This is a genomic window from Polaribacter sp. Q13 (assembly GCF_016858305.2).
In the GTDB taxonomy this organism is placed as follows: domain Bacteria; phylum Bacteroidota; class Bacteroidia; order Flavobacteriales; family Flavobacteriaceae; genus Polaribacter.
The window spans coordinates 750,741-770,284 of record NZ_CP074436.1; the positions used below are offsets into that span (position 1 = coordinate 750,741).

A 19,544-nucleotide genomic window follows, 5' to 3' on the forward strand; every position below is an offset into this window, starting at 1 on the left:
ATGAAAGTAATTAGATTAAAGGAACCCGGAATTTGGGAGCGTTTAGATGTAGAGAAACCAAGCGATGCATTATCTCCAGGAAATGCACTCTTAAAAGTAAATAAAATAGGTGTTTGTGGTACAGATTTACACGCCTTTAAAGGGAAACAACCCTTTTTTAGTTACCCTAAAATTTTAGGGCACGAATTGGCTGTTGAGGTTGTAGCCATCGCTAATGATGTAACCAATGTTTCAGTTGGTGATAAATGTTCTGTAGAACCTTATTACAATGATATTATTGGACAAGCCGTGCGTAGAGGTAAAACCAATTGTGGATAAAATTTACAAGTTTTAGGTGTACATGTAGATGGCGGAATGCAAGAATATTTTGTGTATCCTACTAAATTTTTACATGCAACAAATTCTTTAACAGACGATCAATTGGCAATGATTGAGCCTTTGGCTATTGGATGTCATGCTGTAGATAGAGCAGATATTAAAGAAAACGATATTGTTTTGGTAATTGGAGCAGGTCCAATTGGCTTAGGTACTATACAATTTGCGCAGTTAAAAGGTGCAAGAGTTATTGCTATGGATATTGACGATGCTAAATTGGCAAAATGTAAAGAAATCACAAAAGTAAAAGATACCATTAACGCGTTAGGTGATGTTGAAGAACAATTAGCAACACTATTAAACGGCGATTTGCCAACTATAATTTTAGATGCTACGGGAAGTCCACAATCTATGATGAATACCTTTAAATATGCAGCAGCAGGAGGGACCATAGTATTTATCGGACTTTTTATGGTGATGTTGTTTTTCACGATCCATCTTTTCATAAAAAAGAATTAACACTTAAAGCGAGTAGAGCCGCTATGGGTGAAGATTTTGGAAGAATTATTAGATTAATTGAAGCTGGTAAAATTGATGCTACGTCATTTATTACACATCGTATAAACTTTGACGATATTCCAACAGAATTTGAAAAATTATATACCCACAAAGATTTAATAAAAGCCATTATCGAATTTTAATCAACTAAACTAATTATTTAATGTCATCAACAAAAGGAAGTAATTCAAAGTTTTTAGTGCCACTAATTATTGTAATGGCCTTAATGTTTTTTTGGAATTTAAGTAGAAACATTAACGATGTTTTAATTCCACATCTTAAAAGAGCTTGTCAACTAACCGACTTTGAATCTTCATTAGTACAATCTGCTTTTTTTGGTGCTTACTTTATTGTTGCATTACCAGCAGGTTGGTACATTCAGAAAAAAGGATACAGAAATGGAATTATTACAGGATTGCTAATTGCTGCATTAGGAGCTTTTTTATTCTATCCAGCAGCAGAAACACGTGTGTATCCATTTTTTTTATTAGCTCTATTTGTTATGGCAGCAGGATTTGCTGTTTTAGAAGTTACAGCTTCTCCATATATTACTAAATTAGGAACTCCGGAAGGCGCGTCTAGTCGTTTAAGTATGGCAGCCGCAATTGGTTCTGTAGGTGCAACTATTGCACCTGTTTTAGCAGCCACGTTGTTTTTGCATGAAGTAGATATACCACAAGAAACCATAGATACTTTTTCACCTAGCCAATTAGAAACCTTTTTAACAGGAGAGGCCGATTTGGTAAAACCACCTTATCTAATACTGGGAGCTATTTTGATAATAATAGCCATAATCGTAGTTTTTACAAAATTACCAGCCATAGAAGAAGAACAAGGAGGTGCTAAAAAGCCATTAATTGATATCTTAAAATTTAAACATACACTTTATGGGGTTGGTGCAGAATTCTTTTATGTTGGTGCAGAAGTAGGTATTGTTAGTTTCATTATTAGATATGCTAAGTGGTTTAATATTCCAGAACTTACCGAGCAAAAATCGGCACAATATATCACTGCTTTTATGGCTTTAGTGCTTATAGGAAGATTATTAGGTGTTTACATCTTGAAAAAATTCAAACCACAACATGTATTGGCTTTTTGTAGTATCAGTGCTTTTGCAATGGTCACTATAGCAATTATTACGAATGGTTATTTCTCATTAGCGTGTTTATCTATTGTTGGATTTTTTACCTCAATTATTTATCCAATTATCTTCAGTTTAAGTATGAAAGATTTAAAGGAATATACCAAAACAGGTTCTTAGGTATTTTTATTAGGAATTGTTGGTGGAGCTATTGTACCGCCGTTAATGGGATATATTTCAGATACAGTTGGAATTAAATATTCATTTATTGTTCCGTTAATTTGTTATGTGTATCTATTGTTTTTTGCAATGAAAGGTTATAAAGTAAACATAAAAGCATAGTTAAAATGAGTGTCAATCTATTTAAACGATTTACCTATTTTTTTACATCTGATAGTACTATACTTTCAGATGAATTTAAACCTGAAATCTTTAAACAACTTAAAAGTTCAGAAGGCATTAAAGAATTGAATGTATATCAAAAAGACAATAACTATTTTATGGTTGCTGATGTTGATGTATCATTCAATTCAGAAAAAATAGTTGATACTTTAACGTTACTTATAAATTCTGAAGATTTCAATTCAATACTTCCGATACATAACGAAGCTTTAGAACGTATTTATAAATTAGACCAAAAAGCAATTTACAGTGCTGTTGAAGGGCAGCTAAAGGATGATATAGGAGAAAAAAAACGTTTTGTCTGGACACTATTATTGGAGCCAGATTTAATAGAAGAATATAAAAGCGTACACGGTATAAATATGGCATGGCCAGAAATAACGGCTAACATGAAAACTGTTGGCGTTAAGGATATGGAAATTTATATACACGGAGAACAGGTGATGTTAATTATGGATTCCATTCCCGATTTCGATTTAGATGAAGTGGGACCAAAATGGCAAAAGTTACCTCGTGAAGAAGAATGGCAAGCATATGTAGCTAAATTTCAAAAAACAGACACTGAAAGTGCTATTCAAGAGAAATGGCAGGATATGAAAAATATTTCATCGAACTAAAAAACTAAATAATGCAGAAAATAATATATCTATTAGCGGTAGTTCTTTTGATGGGTTGCCAACAAAAGAAAAAAGAAGTAGAAACTGAAACACAGCAACCTTCAGAACAAAAAATAACTTACGAAGAAAACTGGGAAAGCTTACAACAATATAAAATCCCACAATGGATGAAGGACTCTAAATTCGGAATTTTTATTCACTGGGGACCTAATTCTGTTGCAGAAAAATATACAGATTGGTATCCACGTTGGATGTATTCAGATAAAGGTGTGGCAAATCCGCAAACGGGTATCGCCAATAATGGAAAACCACATCCTGCGGTTGCATATCACAAAGAGAAATTTGGAGACCAAAAAGATTTTGGCTATAAAGATTTTATTCCAATGTGGACTATGGAAAACTTTGATCCAAAAGCATGGGTAGATTTATTCAAAAAATCAGGTGCAAAATATGTCATTCCGGTGGCAGAACATCATGATGGTTTTGCTTTATATAAATCGAGCATTACACCTTGGAATGCCGCAGATATGGGACCAAAAAGAGATGTACTTAAAGATCTTACCGATGAACTTAAAAAGCAAGGGGTAATTTATGGGGTAAGCTCGCATTTAGCTTTTAATTATAATTATTACAACCAACAACCTTATTTCGATAATTCTAACCCTAAATATTCAGATTTATATGCACCTGCACATAAAATGGGAGACTCTGTAAGTGATGATTGGTTAGCAAAAACATGGTGGCCTAGAACAAAAGAAATTATAGACAATTACGATCCTGATATTTTATGGTTTGACTTTTATTTAGACAGACCTGAATTTGTACCATATCATAAAAAACTTGCTGCTTATTACTATAATTCTGGTTTAAAAAGAGATAAACAAGTAGTCTTACAAACTAAAAATTATAAGATGGAGTCTTATAAGTCAGGAACACATATGCTTGATTTGGAAAGAAGCAAAATGGATGATATCAAAAAGGAATATTGGCAAACCGATACTTCTATTGGTAAAAATTCATGGTATTATGCAACGAATTGGATTCCAAAATCTGCTAATGATTTAATTGCTGATTTAGTAGATATTGTTAGTAAAAACGGCTGTTTATTATTGAATATAGGCCCAAGAAAAGACGGTGTTATTCCAGATGATCAAAAGAAAACATTGTTAGATATTGGTGCTTGGTTAGAAATAAATGGAGAAGCTATTCACGGGTCTAAATATTATGATATTTATGGAGAAGGGCCAACTAAAACAGCTACGGGTCATCTTTCAGAAGGTAAAAACAAAGGATTTACTCAAGAAGATATTCGTTTTACAACTAATAATAATGCATTGTATGCGGCAGTATTAAAAACACCAACAAAAGATATTCATATTAAGTATTTAACGGATGCTAAAATTGATATTAAGTCTATTGAACTTTTAGGAGCTGATGCTAAAATTGAATTTGAACAATCTGCAGAAGGAACGACCATCAAATTACCAAAAGGAGTTGATTTAAATTACGCTTGGGTATTTAAAATTATGAAATAAGCCGAATGAAACTCAATATTTGTATATGCATACTAGTTGCACTTGTTTTCTCTTCATGTGCAAAACAAGAGCAACTTCGTTCTACGGATGACTTCAATTTTAATTGGAAATTTGTTAAAGGAGAACAGGGGAATGCAGAACAGATTACTTTCAATGATGATTCATGGGAAAGCATTAGACTACCTCACGATTGGAGTATTCTTGCTGGCTACAAAAAAGAAAATACGGCTGCTAGTTCAGGATTTGTAGAAGGCGGTATTGGCTGGTATAGAAAAGCATTCAATGTACCTAAATCAGATGAAGGTAAAGTTATTTGGATAGAATTCGATGGAGTATACAACAACTCAGAGGTTTGGATTAATGGACAAAAGTTAGGATATAGACCTAATGGCTATAGCAGTTTTTCTTATGATTTAACAAAATACATCAAATACGGTGAAGAAAATATAGTTGCTGTTAAAGTTAATCATTCAGCCTATGCCGATTCGCGTTGGTATACAGGTTCGGGTATTTATCGTGATGTAAGGCTCGTAAAAACAGCAAAGGTACATGTGCCGCTTTGGGGAGTGAAAATCACAACTCCTAAAGTAAGTGCCGAAGAAGCTATAGTACATATAGAAACAAAAATAAAAGGTTCTGAAAATAATGTAGAAATTGATATTTCAATACTAGACCAAAATAAAAACATTGTTACTTCACTAACTGCAAGTCAATTAAATGATAAAAAAATAGTAATTCATGACTTAACAATCAAAAACCCTAAACTTTGGGGTACAGAAACACCAAATTTATACTCGGCAGTTATCTCCATAAAGCACAATGGTAAGGCTGTAGATCAGGTAGAACAACGTTTTGGTATCCGGAAATTTCGTTTTGATTCCAATAAAGGTTTTTTTATTAATGAAAAACATCTAAAAATAAAAGGTGCAAATATTCACCATGATGTAGGTGCAGTGGGAGCCGCTGCCACAAAATCCTCTTGGGAATATAGAATTTCAAAATTAAAATCTATCGGAGTTAATGCAATTCGAATGGCGCATAACCCACATTCGCCTTTACTTATGGAGGTTTGTGATGAAATGGGAATGTTAGTAATGAACGAGTTTTTTGATGAATGGCAAAATGCTAAAGATAAAAACATCAATTGTTTAGGAGGTATTGTTGCAGGCCATGATATTTCAAAAGGTTATAGTGATGTGTTTTTAGAATGGGCAGAAAGAGACTTGAAAGATTTAATACGTCGCGATTTTAATCATCCATCCGTAATTATGTGGAGTATTGGAAACGAAATTGAATGGACTTTTCCAGCCTATTCAGAAACGTATGATGAAATAGAAGGTAAGGATGTAGTACAATATGTGCATGTACCAACTTTTGATACAAAAAAAATAAAACCAGTTTTAGAAAGAATTACTGGAGGAGTTGATTCTCTGGTTATTGTTGCTAACCTATTGTCTAAATGGGTAAAAGAAGAAGACACCACCAGACCTGTAACCTGCGGAAGTGTAAGGCCTAATATCTCTTTTGCTAGTGGCTATGCCGATGCTGTTGATGTTATTGGCTTTAATTACAGGCCTCATAATTATGATGCTGCACATGAAGCTTTTCCTGAAAAACCTATCCTAGGTTCAGAAAATTGGGTGGCCTATTCAGAATGGAAAGCGGTGAATGATAGAGATTTTATCGCTGGAATTTTTGTTTGGACAGGGTTTGCTTATATAGGTGAAGCAGGTCTATGGCCTAGGAAAGGGCTAAATATTTCGTTGTTTGATTTTGCAGGTTTTAAAAACCCGCGTGGACATTTTTTTGAGTGTTTATGGAAAACAGATCCTAAAATCTATATGGTTACCACGCCTGCAAGTGAATCTGAGTATTCATATACAGAGAAAGATGGATGGAAATTTGATATGCAATATTCAGCACCACCTGTCTGGAAAAAATTAAGACTATGGGAATGGTATAAGGTGAATGAACATTGGAATTATAATGCAGGAGAAAAGATTGTTGTTCAAACGTATACCAATTGTGAAGAGGCAGAACTTTTCTTAAATGGTAAAAGTTTAGGCAAACAAGCCTTAGCAGATGTTTCAGAAAATGATAATATTCTAAAATGGTTAGTTCCTCATCAAAAAGGAGAATTAAAAGTTATAGGATATAATAATGGTAAAGTTGCCGATGAATATATTTTGGCATCAACAGGGAAACTAACTAGAATAGAACTTGAAAGTGATAAAACAACACTTAATGCAGATAGCTATGATGTTGCTCATATTGTTGTGAAACTCTTTGATAAAGCAGGGAAGGAGCTTAAAGACTTAAACACAGAAGTAGTATTTGATGTAACAGGAAATGCGGATTTAATTGCTGTCGATAATGGTTCTGAAATGAATGTAGCCCCACATAACACGAATAAAGTAATTACACATAATGGTAAAGCTCTAGCAATTATAAGATCTACCAATAAAAGAGGAACTGCAACAATAACAGCTTCTATACAAGATATTGAAAGTAACAAAATTCAAATAGCAATTCAATAAAAAAATATTGATGAATCTACTTTAGATTGTCGATTACAATTTAATAACGATTAAAATACAAGTAAAATGAAGTTTATAAAAGTTATTGTAATATTATGTTTCAGCATTAGTGTTTTTGCTCAGAAAAAACAACCAAATATTATTTTCATCATGTCTGATGATCATGCTACCAATGCTATTGGGGCATACGGCGGAAGGCTTTCAGGTTTAGATTTAATACCAAATATCGATAATTTAGCAAATCAAGGTATTCGATTTGATAATGCATTTTGTAATAATTCTATTTGTACACCAAGTAGAGCCTCAATAATTACAGGTCAATATCCACAGACAAATGGTGTTCTCGACTTAGATGACAAATTAGATACAGACAAACAATATCTTCCTATTGAACTAAAAAAATTAGGTTATAGTACAGCTGTTTTTGGTAAATGGCACTTAAAAACGGAGCCTGTAAATTTTGATTATTACAAAGTATTACCAAGCCAAGGAAAGTATTTTAACCCTTCATTTTTGGAAAAAGGGAAAGGCGAATGGCCAAACAATGAAGTAAAAAGCGAAGGACACTCTAGTGACGTTATTACTGATTTGGTAATCGATTATCTAAAAGATCGCGATACAACAAAGCCATTTTTTATAATGCATCACTTTAAAGCACCGCATGCGTATTTTGAATATGCACCTCGATACGAAGACTTTTTGGCAAATACTGAAATCCCTGAACCTTCTAGTTTATATTATCAACCAAACTGGGGCTCTGAAGGAACACGAGGAGCTAACGATTCGCTTCGAAGTTATATTGGCGCCTCTATTTCCGATAGAAATAAGTACAGAAATTACAATCACGAATTTCATAAAGACTCGTTACAAGGACAAGAATCTGCTCATGTGGCGTATCAAAATTATATGAAAATGTATTTGCGTTGTGTAAAAGGTGTTGACGACAATATTGGCCGTTTAGTAGATTACTTAAAAGCAGAAGGACTTTGGGAAAATACCGTTATTATTTATACTGGAGATCAAGGGATGATGTTGGGGGAACATGATTTACAAGATAAACGTTGGATGTATGAAGAATCTATGCGCATGCCATATATTATGCACTACCCAAAAATGATAAAACCAAAACGTGTTTCTGACCTTTTAATAAACAATACAGATTTTGCGCCAACTATGATTGAATTGGCAGGAGGGAAAACACCTGATTACATGCAAGGGAAAAGTTTCATTAATACCCTTCAAGAAAAAGAGGAAGAAGATTGGAGAACTACAACCTATTATAGATATTGGATGCATATTATTCACCACTATGTTCCTGCTCACTTTGGAGTAAGATCTAATGATTATAAGCTTATTTTCTATTATGGAAAACATTATTTGCCTGAATCTGAATTTTCGAAACACTATTGGGCAAAAAGTTATGTTGGTGTTGATAAAGAAACTCCACATACTTGGGAGTTTTATGACCTTAAAAATGATCCTGAAGAATTGCACAACCGCTACAATGATCCTAAGTACAAAGAAATTATTGCTAAACTTAAGGAAGAATTAAAAGAGCAAAGAATTGAATTAAATGAAACCGATAAGGATTACCCAGAGATTCAGGCTATTGTGAATAAGCATTGGAATGATTAAAATACAATAAAGAAAAAAGACTATCTATTTATTAATACAACTATTTTAGTATTGTTATAGGTTTAGTTTAGATATCTCCCAAGGGAGCTTTATATTATTAAAACATAGCTAAGTTAAGTTTATGTTACTTTTTAAGTTAAGTATGTATAATTCGAAATAGGTTCGCTAATTTTAATTATCAGTTTGGATAAATTCAAAAGAAATTTAGCCGTTATTTTAGTATTGAAACTCCTATTCAAGAATCAACAATAACTAATTTGGAAGACAGATATTAGAGAAAGAATAACTAAAAAATAATTGTGTCAATCTGAGCGTTTTCGAGAATTATAAATGTATTAGATTTAATACGCTTTCCAAATAGTTTTGGCGGAGGCACAAACTCTATTACTCCCTTCAATTTTTATAGTATGTGCAAAAGAATTCTTTGTTTCCAGTTCTTTTGTTAAAGATAAAACGGTATCTCCATATTGGGCTTCAGTAATAAAACGACCATCAATTTCATGTAAAAAGTAATTATCTGTAATATCCTCCGGAATCGATTCAATAACCCATTGTAAATATCTGATATTATTTACGTGTTTATTCATATCCGTATCGTACCGATTCACTCTAAAGTGATTCGTATAATCAGCAAAATCTAAGGGCTCAATTTTTTTCTTGATATCAGTATAAATTGCTTCTTTATTAAAGTAAGACCACTTTTCTTTAATTTCATTAAAAATAGGAATTGGTCTTCTTTTTTCAATATCAAAAAACACCCACAAACCTTTAGCGCGACCTATGATGTTATGGTGTTCATCAAAAATAATATTTTCTCGATAGCCTTTAATAGAAGAGTAGCTTGATAACCAGGTTCTAATGGTGATTTTTTCTTTGTAACTAGGATAGCGATCCATTTGTAATTTACCGGAAACTAAAATCCAACCAACATTTTTATCTAAAAGATCAAATAAATTATATCCTATAGAATGAGTATGATCTGCAGCAGTTTCTTCTAACAAAGCCAGCATTATTGTTGGTGTTGCCGACCCTAATTTATTCATTTCAAAATACCTTAGTTCAAATTGTCTGTCAAAATAATTATCAAATATCATTTTACAATTTTTAAAGGTTCATGAATTTTTAGCTATTTTTAAAAGAGTTTTTAAATTCTTCTATAATTTGTTGCGCTGCTTTTACCGGAGAAATTTTAGCAGTAACAATATCTTTTTCTAATGTAGAGAGTTCACTTTTAATATTTTTAGAACCATAAAATAAATGTTTCAATTCTTCATTAATATTGTTATACATCCATTTTATTTGTTGATGGTTTCTGTTTTTTATGAAATACCCATTCTCATCAACTAACTTTTTAAAGTTTAAAACTTCATCCCAAACATTGTCTATTCCAGTCCCTTTTATCGCAGAAGCGGTACTTACCACAGGACTCCAACCAGAATCGGCTAGAGGAAAAATATGTAAGGCATTTTGATATTGACGTTTTGCTATTCTACTCATGGTTATATTATCGCCATCTGCTTTATTAATGACCACCATATCTGCCATTTCCATGATTCCTTTTTTAATTCCTTGCAACTCATCACCGGCACCAGCAAGCATTAAAAGTAAAAAGAAATCAGTCATGCCGTGTACAGCAGTTTCAGACTGACCAACACCAACGGTTTCAATTAAAATAACATCGTAACCAGCGGCTTCACAAAGCAACATAGTTTCACCCGTTTTATTAGAAACACCACCTAGAGTATCGCCAGAGGCGGAAGGTCTTATGTAGGCTTCTTCTAAATGGGCTAAATCTTCCATTCTAGTTTTATCACCCAAAATACTTCCTCTAGAACGCTGACTACTTGGATCTATAGATAATATGGCAACTTTATGACCAAGCTTTACCAAATGCAATCCGAAAACTTCTATAAAAGTACTTTTACCAACACCCGGAACTCCTGTAATACCAATACGAATAGATTTACCCGAATTTGGTAATATTTGTTGCACAATTTCTTTTGCTAATATTTTATCGCCTTCTAAATTACTTTCAATAATAGTAATTGCTCTAGATAGAATTACTCTATCACCTTTTAAAACTCCGTCTATGTAGGCTTGTGCAGGTAATCTTTTTTTTGGTTTGTAATTTTTCATTTTAGAGATAGAAAACTAAATTAATATTGGGGATTTTATTACTAACAAAGATACTAATAATGAAAAAAACACCACTAATGAAAGGGTGTTTTTAAATCGTATTTTCTAATTTAAATGGATTCTAGAAACCTAAAATAATTTTAATCTTAATACAAGATAAATATTTTTAATTTCTGTAAAATAATATTTTACAAATCAATTAATTTTTAATCTTAATAGCTTTTAATTTAATAAGTCCTAAAAAGTTTAAAACTTTTATAATTAGATACGTCATATCAACTTCATGCCATTTTACACCAAAGTTTGGGCTGCTAGCATGTTTATGATGATTGTTATGATAACCTTCTCCCATCATTAAAAAATCGAAATGAAAAAGATTCTTACTTGTATTTTTCATTTTGAAGTTTACATAACCGTAAATATGTCCGAACCAGTTGATAATTACACCATGAATTGGTGCCATTAAAAAAGCGATTGGTAATAACAACCATTGCCACCAAGCAGTTACAAAAAAGACAAAGAATAAAATGTAAAAAGTTATCCATAGTAAACGAGAAAAACGAGAACCAGCAAAAGAATCAAAAGATTTCCATTGTGGTACGTTTTTAGTAAAACGGTCATCAATAGCAATGCGTTGCTCGTTAATATCTTGATAAATAGTTTTTGTTTTCCACATCATTGCAAACATATTTGCATCGTAAGAAGGAGAGTGTGGATCTTTTTCTGTATCTGTATATGCATGATGCATTCTGTGCATAATTCCGTATCCATACGCACTTAAATAACTAGAACCTTGAAAAACCCAAGTTAAAATAAAGGTGATTTTTTCCATGGTTTTAGACATGGTAAAAACTTGATGTGCTGCATAACGATGTAAAAAGAAAGATTGAAAAAACAAACCTCCATACCAAAGCACTATAATAAAAATAACTACTGCCATACTTATATTTTTCACAAAGATAGTGAGCAATTATAAGTGAAACAATGAACCTAAATCAATAAAACAAGATGAACCTTTTTGATAAAAAGAACATTTTAAAAGTGTATTAAAATGTGTTGATATTATTAAATTCGTTTTCTAATTCGGCTTAAGGCTTGCGCTGTTACACCAATGTATGAACTGACATATTTTAAAGGAATTTCTTTTAAAATTTCTGGACGATCTTTAAATAATTTAAGGTAGCGTTCTTCTGCAGTTAGGTTTAGAAGGTTTTGTTCTCTACTCGATTTAATTAAAAAAAGACGTTCTGCCGTTAACCTTCCAATTAGATTACCTATTTGTGTTTTTCTATAAATTTCTTGTAAATCTGTGTACGATACACTTAAAATAGTGGTTTCTGTAAGCGCTTGTAATTCATAAGCAGAAGGTTTTCTGGTTAAAAAAGAATCGTACGCACTTATAAATTGATTTTTAAAGCTAAAACCAAAGGTAATTTCTTTCTCAGGATTTTCTTTCGGGATATATAAACGCACCACACCAGATTCTATAAAAGAAATGTGATTCTCTGTTTCATTTAATTTTAAGAAAACAGTTTTCTTTTTAATAACACGAGGTTGCAATTTAGACGTAAAAAAGTCCCAGTCTTCTTGAGATATGGAGGCTATTTGTTCTAAGTATGCTTTTATTTGTTTCAAAAGGTTTTCCTATAAATTTAGAATACAAATATACGGATTCAAAAAGCCGATTTTAAGCTTATTTTGGACTATTCTAATCATTTTATTTTCAATGAAAATATTTTAAATTCACGAGCCATAATTTCTTTAATTAACAAAAACGATATTGCTACCTTTGCAAAAAATATATTTAATGTCAAAAACCTTTTCATCTTTAGGAATTCATAAAGAATTAGAAGCACGTTTAGCAAAATTAGAAATTACAGTTCCTACTGCGGTTCAAGAAAAAACCATTCCTTTTATCTTACATAAAAAGAAAGATATGGTGGTTTTGGCAAAAACAGGAACAGGAAAAACAGCTGCTTTTGGTTTGCCTTTATTGCAAAAAATTAAGGCTGACGAAACACATATTCAAGTTTTAATTTTAGCACCTACAAGAGAATTAGGTCATCAGATATATGACAATTTACTTTCTTTTTCTTCGGAAGAACAAAAGGAAAAAATAATATCTATTTGCGGTGGAATCCCAATAAAACCACAGATTGAAGCGATTAAAAAGAATCCTAGTATTGTAGTTGCAACTCCAGGACGTTTGGTAGATTTAATGAAACGTGAAGCGATTGATATTACAAAAATTAACTATTTTGTTTTAGATGAAGCGGATGAAATGGTAAGCGCTTTAAAGGAAGAAGTAGATACTATCATAAAAGAAATTCCGAATGTTAGAAGAACTTTGTTGTTTACCGCAACGATGCCAGGAACCATCAAGCAATTGATACAAAACTATATGTCTAAACACGTAGAACATATAGAAACGGATATGGATTCTGTTGGACATAAAGGAATCGATCATCAATATGTAGTGGTAGAACCCATCGAAAAATTGAATGTTTTAATGCATTTTTTATCGACTAAAGAAGGAGAACGCGGAATTATTTTTTGTAAAACAAAAGCTGCCGTTAATAAATTAGCCAAAAATTTAGCAATCAATAAATTTTCATCAGGTGCTTTACACGGGAGTTTAACCCAAGGGATTCGTGATCGCGTAATGGGACAATTTAGAGAAGGAAATATCGATATTTTGGTAGCAACAGATTTGGCTGCTCGTGGTATTGATGTAAAAGAAATATCTTACGTAGTAAATTACCATTTACCAGACAGATATGATACGTATGTGCATAGAAGTGGACGTACTGCTAGGGCAGGAGCAACCGGACTTTCTTTAAGTGTGATACAACCAGAAGAATTAGAAGAAATTCCTGAATTTGAAGAAGATTTAGGTTTGACTTTTAAAGAATATAAAAAAGCAGATGCACAAAGTATAGAAGACAATAATACCATTCTGTGGGCTAAAAAAGTATTTAAGACAAAACCAAATCGTGCTATTTCAGAAGATTTAAAAGCAGAGATTAAAACAATTTTTCATCATTTAACCAAAGAAGAATTGGTTGATAAAGTTTTATCGAATTATTTAGCACAGACAGCTAGTGCAAAGACAAAACCAGAGGTAATTAAAAAGAAGAAAAAGAAATAAACATTACTATTTTACCAAATATAAACATAGAAAACATAGACTATGTGAGCTATGTATTTATTAGGTGATTTTTGTAAATAGGTAAGTTATATAAACTGTCAATGGTAGTTATAAAAATTTAAGTTATACCAAATGAATTTTAAAATGATTGATCATAAATTTAAATTATTTTTTCTTAATAAGAGATAGAAAATCTAATCATAGCCTTAGCTACGATTCTATTTTATATTGAATTAGTAAGGAAAAAGAAATGAATTTAATCAGTCATTTTGATGTTTATTTGGTATTAGTCTTAATTTTATTCAACCAGACATCATTAAAAAAGTAAATGATACGATTTACTAAAAAAAAGAAATAAGTATGGCAAATAACATTAAAAGTCAACAAGATATATTAGCAAAATTGCAGATTTCTGAGTTAAATCAGATGCAAAAAGAAGCGATTGCTACCATTAACAAAAACGATAATGTAATATTACTTTCTCCAACAGGAACAGGAAAAACATTGGCTTTTTCTTTACCTTTATTAGAGTTTTTAGATCCAAATTTAGAAGAAGTACAAGCTTTAATTTTAGTCCCTTCTAGAGAATTAGCAATTCAAATAGAACAGGTAATTCGTTCTATGGGTTCTGGTTTTAAAGTAAATGCGGTGTATGGTGGTAGACCGATGTCTAAAGATAAGATAGAATTAAAACATATTCCTGCAATTTTAATAGGAACACCAGGTAGAATATCCGATCATTTTGCAAACGATCGTTTTTCTAAAGAGTATATTAAAACTCTAATTTTAGATGAATTTGATAAATCTTTAGAGGTCGGTTTTGAATATGAAATGCGTAATATTATCAATCAATTATCTTTAAATAAACGCATATTAACTTCTGCAACACAAGGAGTTGATATTCCTGACTTTGTAGGTTTAAGTAAACCAAATACAATTAATTATTTAAAAGCGGTAACATCTAAATTACAAGTAAGAACAGTAGTTTCTCCGGCTAAAAATAAACTAAATACCTTATTACATTTACTAAATCATTTAGGAAATAAGCAAGGTATCGTTTTTTGTAATTTAAAAGATTCTATAAATAATGTAAGTACATTTTTAGAGAGTAAGAATATAAAACATGGCTGTTTTAGTGGAGGGATGGAACAAAAGGATAGAGAACGTTCTTTAATTAAATTTAGAAACGGAACCAATCAATTGTTAATAGCTACAGATTTAGCTGCAAGAGGTATCGATGTACCAGAAATGAGTTTTATAATTCATTATGAATTACCACAAGCAGTTGAAGAGTTTACACACAGAAATGGACGTACAGCAAGAGTTTCTGCAGAAGGAACTGCATTTGTTTTAAAATGGAAAGACGAACGTTTACCAGATTTCATTAAAAATGCTGATGTACAAGATATTTCTAAACAAGCAGAAAGAAGTCCTATTTTTTGGGAAACTTTATTTATATCTGGAGGTAGAAAAGATAAAATTTCTAAAGGAGATATTGCTGGTTTGTTTATAAAACAAGGAAAATTAAGCAAAGATCAATTAGGTGCAATAGAGTTGAAACAAGATTGTGCTTTTGTGGCAGTTCCATCAACATTAACAGAAGAATTGATAGAGAAACTAAACAACTCTCGTTTAAAAAAGAAAAAAGTACGTATTTACGAAGTGTAAGAATATGAGTAATAAAGAATTAAATACAGAGGTAAGTTCGTGTATCAATACCCTTCAAAAGTTATTGGAAGACACGAATCAACTTTTTGAATTGCCAGAGGAGCAAAGAGTCGCACTTTTTAAAGTTGCTGGCGAATTGTCTCGTCCTAATCGTGATGAATTTCAGCGCAGACGTAAAGACGCTAAAAAAGCGGCAAAACGTAAAATGATTGAAAGCGATAAACACGCTAGAAAATCTACTGGAATTCGTTCTGCAAGAGAAGCTGCATTATTTGTAGCGCCAAAATTATTAGGGGCAGCAGAATTAAATGAAGATACGCCAGAATTAGAATCGCCTAGAAATTGTTATGTATGTAAAAAGGTTTTTACCAAGTTGCATCATTTTTACGATACGATGTGTACAGAATGTGGCGATTTAAATTACGCAAAACGTTTTCAAACAACAGATTTAAAAGGTCAAGTAGCTGTAATTACAGGTTCTCGATTAAAAATCGGATATCACATTACCTTAATGTGTTTACGTTCTGGAGCAACCGTTGTGGCAACAACTCGTTTTCCTGCAGATTCAGCGATTCGTTTTGCTAAAGAAGAAGATTATAAAGATTGGAGTCATCGTTTGCATATTCACGGCTTAGATTTAAGACACATACCAAGTGTAGAGATTTTCTGTAATTATATAGAACAAAAATACGATCGATTAGATATTTTAATTAATAATGCAGCGCAAACTGTAAGACGTCCGTCTGGTTTTTATCACCATTTAATGGAAAACGAAAAGAAACCGATAGATCAATTACCAAAGTTAGCACAAAGGTTATTACAGGATCATGAAGGTTGTTTAGAAGAATTGTCTAGCTTAAGTGTATCTACTGCTAAAACCGATAAAAATAATGTGTTGCCAGTTACTTGGCACGGACCAGAACCAGGAATAGGCTTAAGAAACTCTGCTGAATTATCTCAAATTCCGTATAGTTTTGATAATTCATTACAAACGGCAGAAGTTTTTCCGGAAGGCGAATTAGATGCAGATTTACAACAAGTAGATTTAAGAAAAACCAACAGTTGGCGTTTAAAATTAGGAGAAATAGAAACTACAGAAATGGTGGAAGTACAGTTGGTAAATGCTGTGGCTCCGTTTGTATTGTGTAATCGTTTGTCTAATTTAATGATGAAAGAAAATACGGGTAAAAAACACATTATCAATGTAACTGCGATGGAAGGGAAGTTCCATCGATTTAAAAAGGTCGACAGACATCCGCATACAAATATGGCAAAAGCGGCCTTAAATATGTTAACGCATACTTCTGCATCTACATTTGCCAAGAAAGGTATTTATATGAACGCAGTTGATACAGGTTGGGTTACAGATGAAGATCCTGCAGAATTATCTAAGCATAAAGTAGAAACGCACGATTTTCAGCCACCATTAGATATTGTAGATGGTGCCGCAAGAGTTATGGATCCTTTAATTGACGGAATTAATACAGGAAAACATTGGTCGGGTAAATTCTTAAAAGATTATTTTCCAATAGATTGGTAGCATTTTAAAGTACCTTATTTTAAGGTAAGAATAAAATTTTAAAAGGAATACTAATGGTCTAAAATCATAAGTATTCCTTTTTTTATAGTTCATTTTGTTCGTTTTTTTTGTTCATATGAAACAAAATCAGTAACTTAGAAAAGTTACTTTCTTGTAACATTATTTATGAACCACTTAAAACTTATAATTATGTTAGCATTTAGAACTGAAATTAGAAATTCACCAAAAGAACAAACCTTAAAAATATATTTAAGTGATACTTCGTTTGATGTTGGATTAAAAAATTTGTTAGAAAATATCAACGGAGTGCGTATTGTTGAAGTTCAAGAAAGTATCAGTAGAAATAGAGTAGAAGAAAATGTAACAATTTACAGGAAAGAAAAACATTCCATTAATACTATAAAAGATAAGGTAGATACTTTCTTAGGAATTTATTTTGAGAAGATAATAGTGTAAGTATTGCTTTTAAAGACTGTATTTTATAGATAGGTTTTGTTGAGTAAAATGATAAATAAAATAAAAAATAAAAAAGAATTCAATTATAAGGTTGTATATCAGAAAAATGGAACCATCTTTGCAATATAATTAGTATTATAAATTTAACAACATTATTATGAGTAAAGGTACAGTAAAGTTTTTCAACGAAACAAAAGGATTTGGTTTTATTACTGAAGAAGGAGTAAGCAAAGATCATTTTGTACACGTTTCTGGTTTAATTGATGAAATTAGAGAAGGTGACGAAGTTGAATTCGACTTACAAGAAGGAAACAAAGGTTTAAACGCAGTTAACGTAAAAGTTATCTAAGAAATATACTTAAAGTTTTATAAAAGCCCATCAATTAATTGATGGGCTTTTTTTTGTTACAATTCTTTAGAAAAAACTATTCTAAGATTACCTTAGACTATAAAAGAATTAAAAAAGGTTGTCTTTAAAGAATTATATCTTGCCACATTCTTGTTTCAGTATTTGAACTTACCGAAAATCTATCTTTATAAGAATCTGAAATAAATTCAGATTGACAAAATTCTTCTTTTTTAGACAACCTTTTTTATAATGTTATTTAGTTTTGTATTTATTAGTGTAACGTTTCCAAAGTTTTGTTTGATGTGTTTCTAAGCTAATTTTTCTTCCTTGTATAAAAGCATCCGTTAGAATGTTACCTCTCATATCTAAAGCATCACCTTTAGAAACAAATAGTGTAGCATCTTTACCAACTTCTAAGGTACCTACTAAATCATCAATTCCTAATATTTTAGCATTATTAGAAGTAATCATTTTTAAGGCTTCTTCCTTATCAATCCCATAAGCAGCATAGGTTCCTGCATAAAAAGGTAAATTTCTAGTATTCATACGTTCCATTTGTCCTTCCATACCTAAACCTACTGTAATACCTTTATCAATTAAAATCTTAGCATTTCTATACGGCAAGTCGTAATCATCATCTTCAGCATCTGGAACTCTATGAGCTCTTTCTATAACAACCGGAATCTTGTTTTGAAGCAATAAATTGGCTACATTTTCTACACCTTTTGCATGCACTAATACCATGTTTTTAATTCCTAATTTTTTAAAAGATTGAATGGCATCTGTAATTTCTTTTTCACCATTTACATGTATAAAAATCTTTTGACTACCGTTAAATAGTCCTTTTGTAGCTCTAAAAGGAAGGTTTTCTATAGAAGAGTTACTATTTAAATAATTTTTAGCATCTAAAAAGAAAGTAGAAATCTTAGCAATTTTTTCTGCATATTTATCATCTTCCTTTAAAGCAGGATCTTCGCCCATCCAATAACGACCCCGAGTTAAACTAGAAGGCCAATTAATATGAACGGCATCATCTTTTTTAAGAACAGCGTCTTCCCAGTTCCAGGCATCAAATTGCACAATAGATGAAGTTCCTGAAATGGTGCCACCACGAGGAGTTATTTGTCCCATAAAAACACCATTTGGCCTCATAGATTCTGTTACCTTACTCTCTGCATTATAGGCAATTAAACTTCTAATATGTGGTAGCATAGAACCTACTTCGTCTTCATCATCTGTAGCTCTTACAGCATCTATTTCTACCAAACCTAAAGAGGAATTAGCGGCAATAAACCCCGGATAAATATGTTTTCCGGTTGCATTTATAATGGTACCCATTCTTGCAATTCGCATCATTGCAGAACCTACAAAAGCAATTTTTCCATTTTCGAACATGATTAGTGAATTTTCAATTACTTTTCCATTTCCTAAATGTGCGGTTGCTCCTTCAATAGAAAAAGCAGTGGTTTGCTTTGGTGCAGGTGTTTGTTGTGCGGTAATGTTTCCTAAACAGCATAAGAAACACATCAAACTAAATATATATTGTTTTTTCATTTTGTCTATTTTT

General features: G+C 31.8%; 18 protein-coding genes. 13 read left to right on the plus strand and 5 right to left on the minus strand.

Annotation, left to right across the window (positions count from 1 at the left end):
- The 8 genes from JOP69_RS02900 (at position 1) to JOP69_RS02935 (ending at position 8,680) form a co-directional block, all read left to right on the plus strand.
- Positions 1 to 318 (plus strand): alcohol dehydrogenase catalytic domain-containing protein, encoded by a 318-nt coding sequence (locus JOP69_RS02900; RefSeq protein WP_203392938.1) that lies wholly within the window; start codon positions 1 to 3, stop codon positions 316 to 318.
- A gap of 36 nt (positions 319 to 354) precedes the next feature.
- Positions 355 to 834, plus strand: a complete 480-nt coding sequence (locus JOP69_RS02905) for a zinc-binding dehydrogenase (RefSeq protein ID WP_203392937.1) — start codon at positions 355 to 357, stop codon at positions 832 to 834.
- A gap of 23 nt (positions 835 to 857) precedes the next feature.
- Complete coding sequence (locus JOP69_RS02910) at positions 858 to 1,016, plus strand: hypothetical protein (RefSeq protein ID WP_203392936.1); 159 nt, start codon at positions 858 to 860, stop codon at positions 1,014 to 1,016.
- Positions 1,017 to 1,036: 20 nt separating this feature from the next.
- Positions 1,037 to 2,134, plus strand: coding sequence for an L-fucose:H+ symporter permease (gene fucP, locus JOP69_RS02915; protein WP_203392935.1), 1,098 nt, complete (start codon positions 1,037 to 1,039; stop codon positions 2,132 to 2,134).
- 167 nt (positions 2,135 to 2,301) lie between these two features.
- The gene (locus JOP69_RS02920; protein WP_203392934.1) at positions 2,302 to 2,973 is read left to right on the plus strand and encodes an L-rhamnose mutarotase; all 672 of its coding nucleotides are present in this window, start codon (positions 2,302 to 2,304) and stop codon (positions 2,971 to 2,973) included.
- A gap of 11 nt (positions 2,974 to 2,984) precedes the next feature.
- Positions 2,985 to 4,508: an alpha-L-fucosidase gene (locus JOP69_RS02925; RefSeq protein WP_203392933.1), complete on the plus strand. Its 1,524-nt coding sequence runs from the start codon at positions 2,985 to 2,987 to the stop codon at positions 4,506 to 4,508.
- Between the two features lie 5 nt (positions 4,509 to 4,513).
- Positions 4,514 to 7,045, plus strand: a complete 2,532-nt coding sequence (locus JOP69_RS02930; RefSeq protein WP_203392932.1) for a sugar-binding domain-containing protein — start codon at positions 4,514 to 4,516, stop codon at positions 7,043 to 7,045.
- Between the two features lie 66 nt (positions 7,046 to 7,111).
- A complete protein-coding gene (locus JOP69_RS02935) occupies positions 7,112 to 8,680 on the plus strand; it encodes a sulfatase (protein ID WP_203392931.1) in 1,569 nt (522 codons plus the stop codon).
- A 341-nt stretch (positions 8,681 to 9,021) separates the two neighbouring features.
- Here JOP69_RS02935 and JOP69_RS02940 read toward each other — a convergent pair whose 3' ends face one another.
- The 4 genes from JOP69_RS02940 to JOP69_RS02955 form a co-directional block, all read right to left on the minus strand.
- Complete coding sequence (locus tag JOP69_RS02940) at positions 9,022 to 9,774, minus strand: acyl-[acyl-carrier-protein] thioesterase (protein ID WP_203392930.1); 753 nt, start codon at positions 9,772 to 9,774, stop codon at positions 9,022 to 9,024.
- Between the two features lie 28 nt (positions 9,775 to 9,802).
- A complete protein-coding gene (meaB, locus tag JOP69_RS02945; protein ID WP_203392929.1) occupies positions 9,803 to 10,816 on the minus strand; it encodes a methylmalonyl Co-A mutase-associated GTPase MeaB in 1,014 nt (337 codons plus the stop codon).
- Between the two features lie 199 nt (positions 10,817 to 11,015).
- Positions 11,016 to 11,756 carry an acyl-CoA desaturase gene (locus tag JOP69_RS02950; protein WP_203392928.1) on the minus strand — a complete coding sequence of 247 codons (741 nt, stop codon included), beginning with the start codon at positions 11,754 to 11,756 and terminating at the stop codon, positions 11,016 to 11,018.
- A 125-nt stretch (positions 11,757 to 11,881) separates the two neighbouring features.
- The gene (locus tag JOP69_RS02955) at positions 11,882 to 12,451 is read right to left on the minus strand and encodes a Crp/Fnr family transcriptional regulator (RefSeq protein ID WP_203392927.1); all 570 of its coding nucleotides are present in this window, start codon (positions 12,449 to 12,451) and stop codon (positions 11,882 to 11,884) included.
- A gap of 172 nt (positions 12,452 to 12,623) precedes the next feature.
- On the opposite strand from JOP69_RS02955, the gene JOP69_RS02960 reads away from it, so the two are divergent.
- From JOP69_RS02960 to JOP69_RS02980, 5 genes are all read left to right on the plus strand, one after another.
- Positions 12,624 to 13,964 (plus strand): DEAD/DEAH box helicase, encoded by a 1,341-nt coding sequence (locus tag JOP69_RS02960; RefSeq protein WP_203392926.1) that lies wholly within the window; start codon positions 12,624 to 12,626, stop codon positions 13,962 to 13,964.
- 360 nt (positions 13,965 to 14,324) lie between these two features.
- A complete protein-coding gene (locus JOP69_RS02965; RefSeq protein ID WP_203392925.1) occupies positions 14,325 to 15,632 on the plus strand; it encodes a DEAD/DEAH box helicase in 1,308 nt (435 codons plus the stop codon).
- A 4-nt stretch (positions 15,633 to 15,636) separates the two neighbouring features.
- A complete protein-coding gene (locus JOP69_RS02970; RefSeq protein WP_203392924.1) occupies positions 15,637 to 17,172 on the plus strand; it encodes an SDR family NAD(P)-dependent oxidoreductase in 1,536 nt (511 codons plus the stop codon).
- A 189-nt stretch (positions 17,173 to 17,361) separates the two neighbouring features.
- Positions 17,362 to 17,628: a hypothetical protein gene (locus JOP69_RS02975; RefSeq protein ID WP_203392923.1), complete on the plus strand. Its 267-nt coding sequence runs from the start codon at positions 17,362 to 17,364 to the stop codon at positions 17,626 to 17,628.
- Positions 17,629 to 17,785: 157 nt separating this feature from the next.
- The gene (locus tag JOP69_RS02980; RefSeq protein WP_087519757.1) at positions 17,786 to 17,977 is read left to right on the plus strand and encodes a cold-shock protein; all 192 of its coding nucleotides are present in this window, start codon (positions 17,786 to 17,788) and stop codon (positions 17,975 to 17,977) included.
- 252 nt (positions 17,978 to 18,229) lie between these two features.
- On the opposite strand, the gene JOP69_RS02985 is transcribed toward JOP69_RS02980, so the two are convergent.
- Complete coding sequence (locus JOP69_RS02985; RefSeq protein WP_203392922.1) at positions 18,230 to 19,531, minus strand: amidohydrolase family protein; 1,302 nt, start codon at positions 19,529 to 19,531, stop codon at positions 18,230 to 18,232.
- Positions 19,532 to 19,544: the final 13 nt, after the last annotated feature.

Bases quoted from the DNA above. Each gene is read 5' to 3' on its own strand.
- meaB (WP_203392929.1), bottom strand. From the start codon at position 10,816: ATGAAAAATTACAAACCAAAAAAAAGATTACCTGCACAAGCCTACATA.
- JOP69_RS02940 (WP_203392930.1), bottom strand. From the start codon at position 9,774: ATGATATTTGATAATTATTTTGACAGACAATTTGAACTAAGGTATTTT.
- JOP69_RS02930 (WP_203392932.1), top strand. From the start codon at position 4,514: ATGAAACTCAATATTTGTATATGCATACTAGTTGCACTTGTTTTCTCT.
- JOP69_RS02965 (WP_203392925.1), top strand. From the start codon at position 14,325: ATGGCAAATAACATTAAAAGTCAACAAGATATATTAGCAAAATTGCAG.
- JOP69_RS02905 (WP_203392937.1), top strand. From the start codon at position 355: ATGCAAGAATATTTTGTGTATCCTACTAAATTTTTACATGCAACAAAT.
- JOP69_RS02920 (WP_203392934.1), top strand. From the start codon at position 2,302: ATGAGTGTCAATCTATTTAAACGATTTACCTATTTTTTTACATCTGAT.
- JOP69_RS02970 (WP_203392924.1), top strand. From the start codon at position 15,637: ATGAGTAATAAAGAATTAAATACAGAGGTAAGTTCGTGTATCAATACC.
- JOP69_RS02910 (WP_203392936.1), top strand. From the start codon at position 858: ATGGGTGAAGATTTTGGAAGAATTATTAGATTAATTGAAGCTGGTAAA.
- fucP (WP_203392935.1), top strand. From the start codon at position 1,037: ATGTCATCAACAAAAGGAAGTAATTCAAAGTTTTTAGTGCCACTAATT.
- JOP69_RS02950 (WP_203392928.1), bottom strand. From the start codon at position 11,756: ATGGCAGTAGTTATTTTTATTATAGTGCTTTGGTATGGAGGTTTGTTT.
- JOP69_RS02925 (WP_203392933.1), top strand. From the start codon at position 2,985: ATGCAGAAAATAATATATCTATTAGCGGTAGTTCTTTTGATGGGTTGC.
- JOP69_RS02900 (WP_203392938.1), top strand. From the start codon at position 1: ATGAAAGTAATTAGATTAAAGGAACCCGGAATTTGGGAGCGTTTAGAT.
- JOP69_RS02985 (WP_203392922.1), bottom strand. From the start codon at position 19,531: ATGAAAAAACAATATATATTTAGTTTGATGTGTTTCTTATGCTGTTTA.
- JOP69_RS02960 (WP_203392926.1), top strand. From the start codon at position 12,624: ATGTCAAAAACCTTTTCATCTTTAGGAATTCATAAAGAATTAGAAGCA.
- JOP69_RS02935 (WP_203392931.1), top strand. From the start codon at position 7,112: ATGAAGTTTATAAAAGTTATTGTAATATTATGTTTCAGCATTAGTGTT.
- JOP69_RS02975 (WP_203392923.1), top strand. From the start codon at position 17,362: ATGTTAGCATTTAGAACTGAAATTAGAAATTCACCAAAAGAACAAACC.
- JOP69_RS02980 (WP_087519757.1), top strand. From the start codon at position 17,786: ATGAGTAAAGGTACAGTAAAGTTTTTCAACGAAACAAAAGGATTTGGT.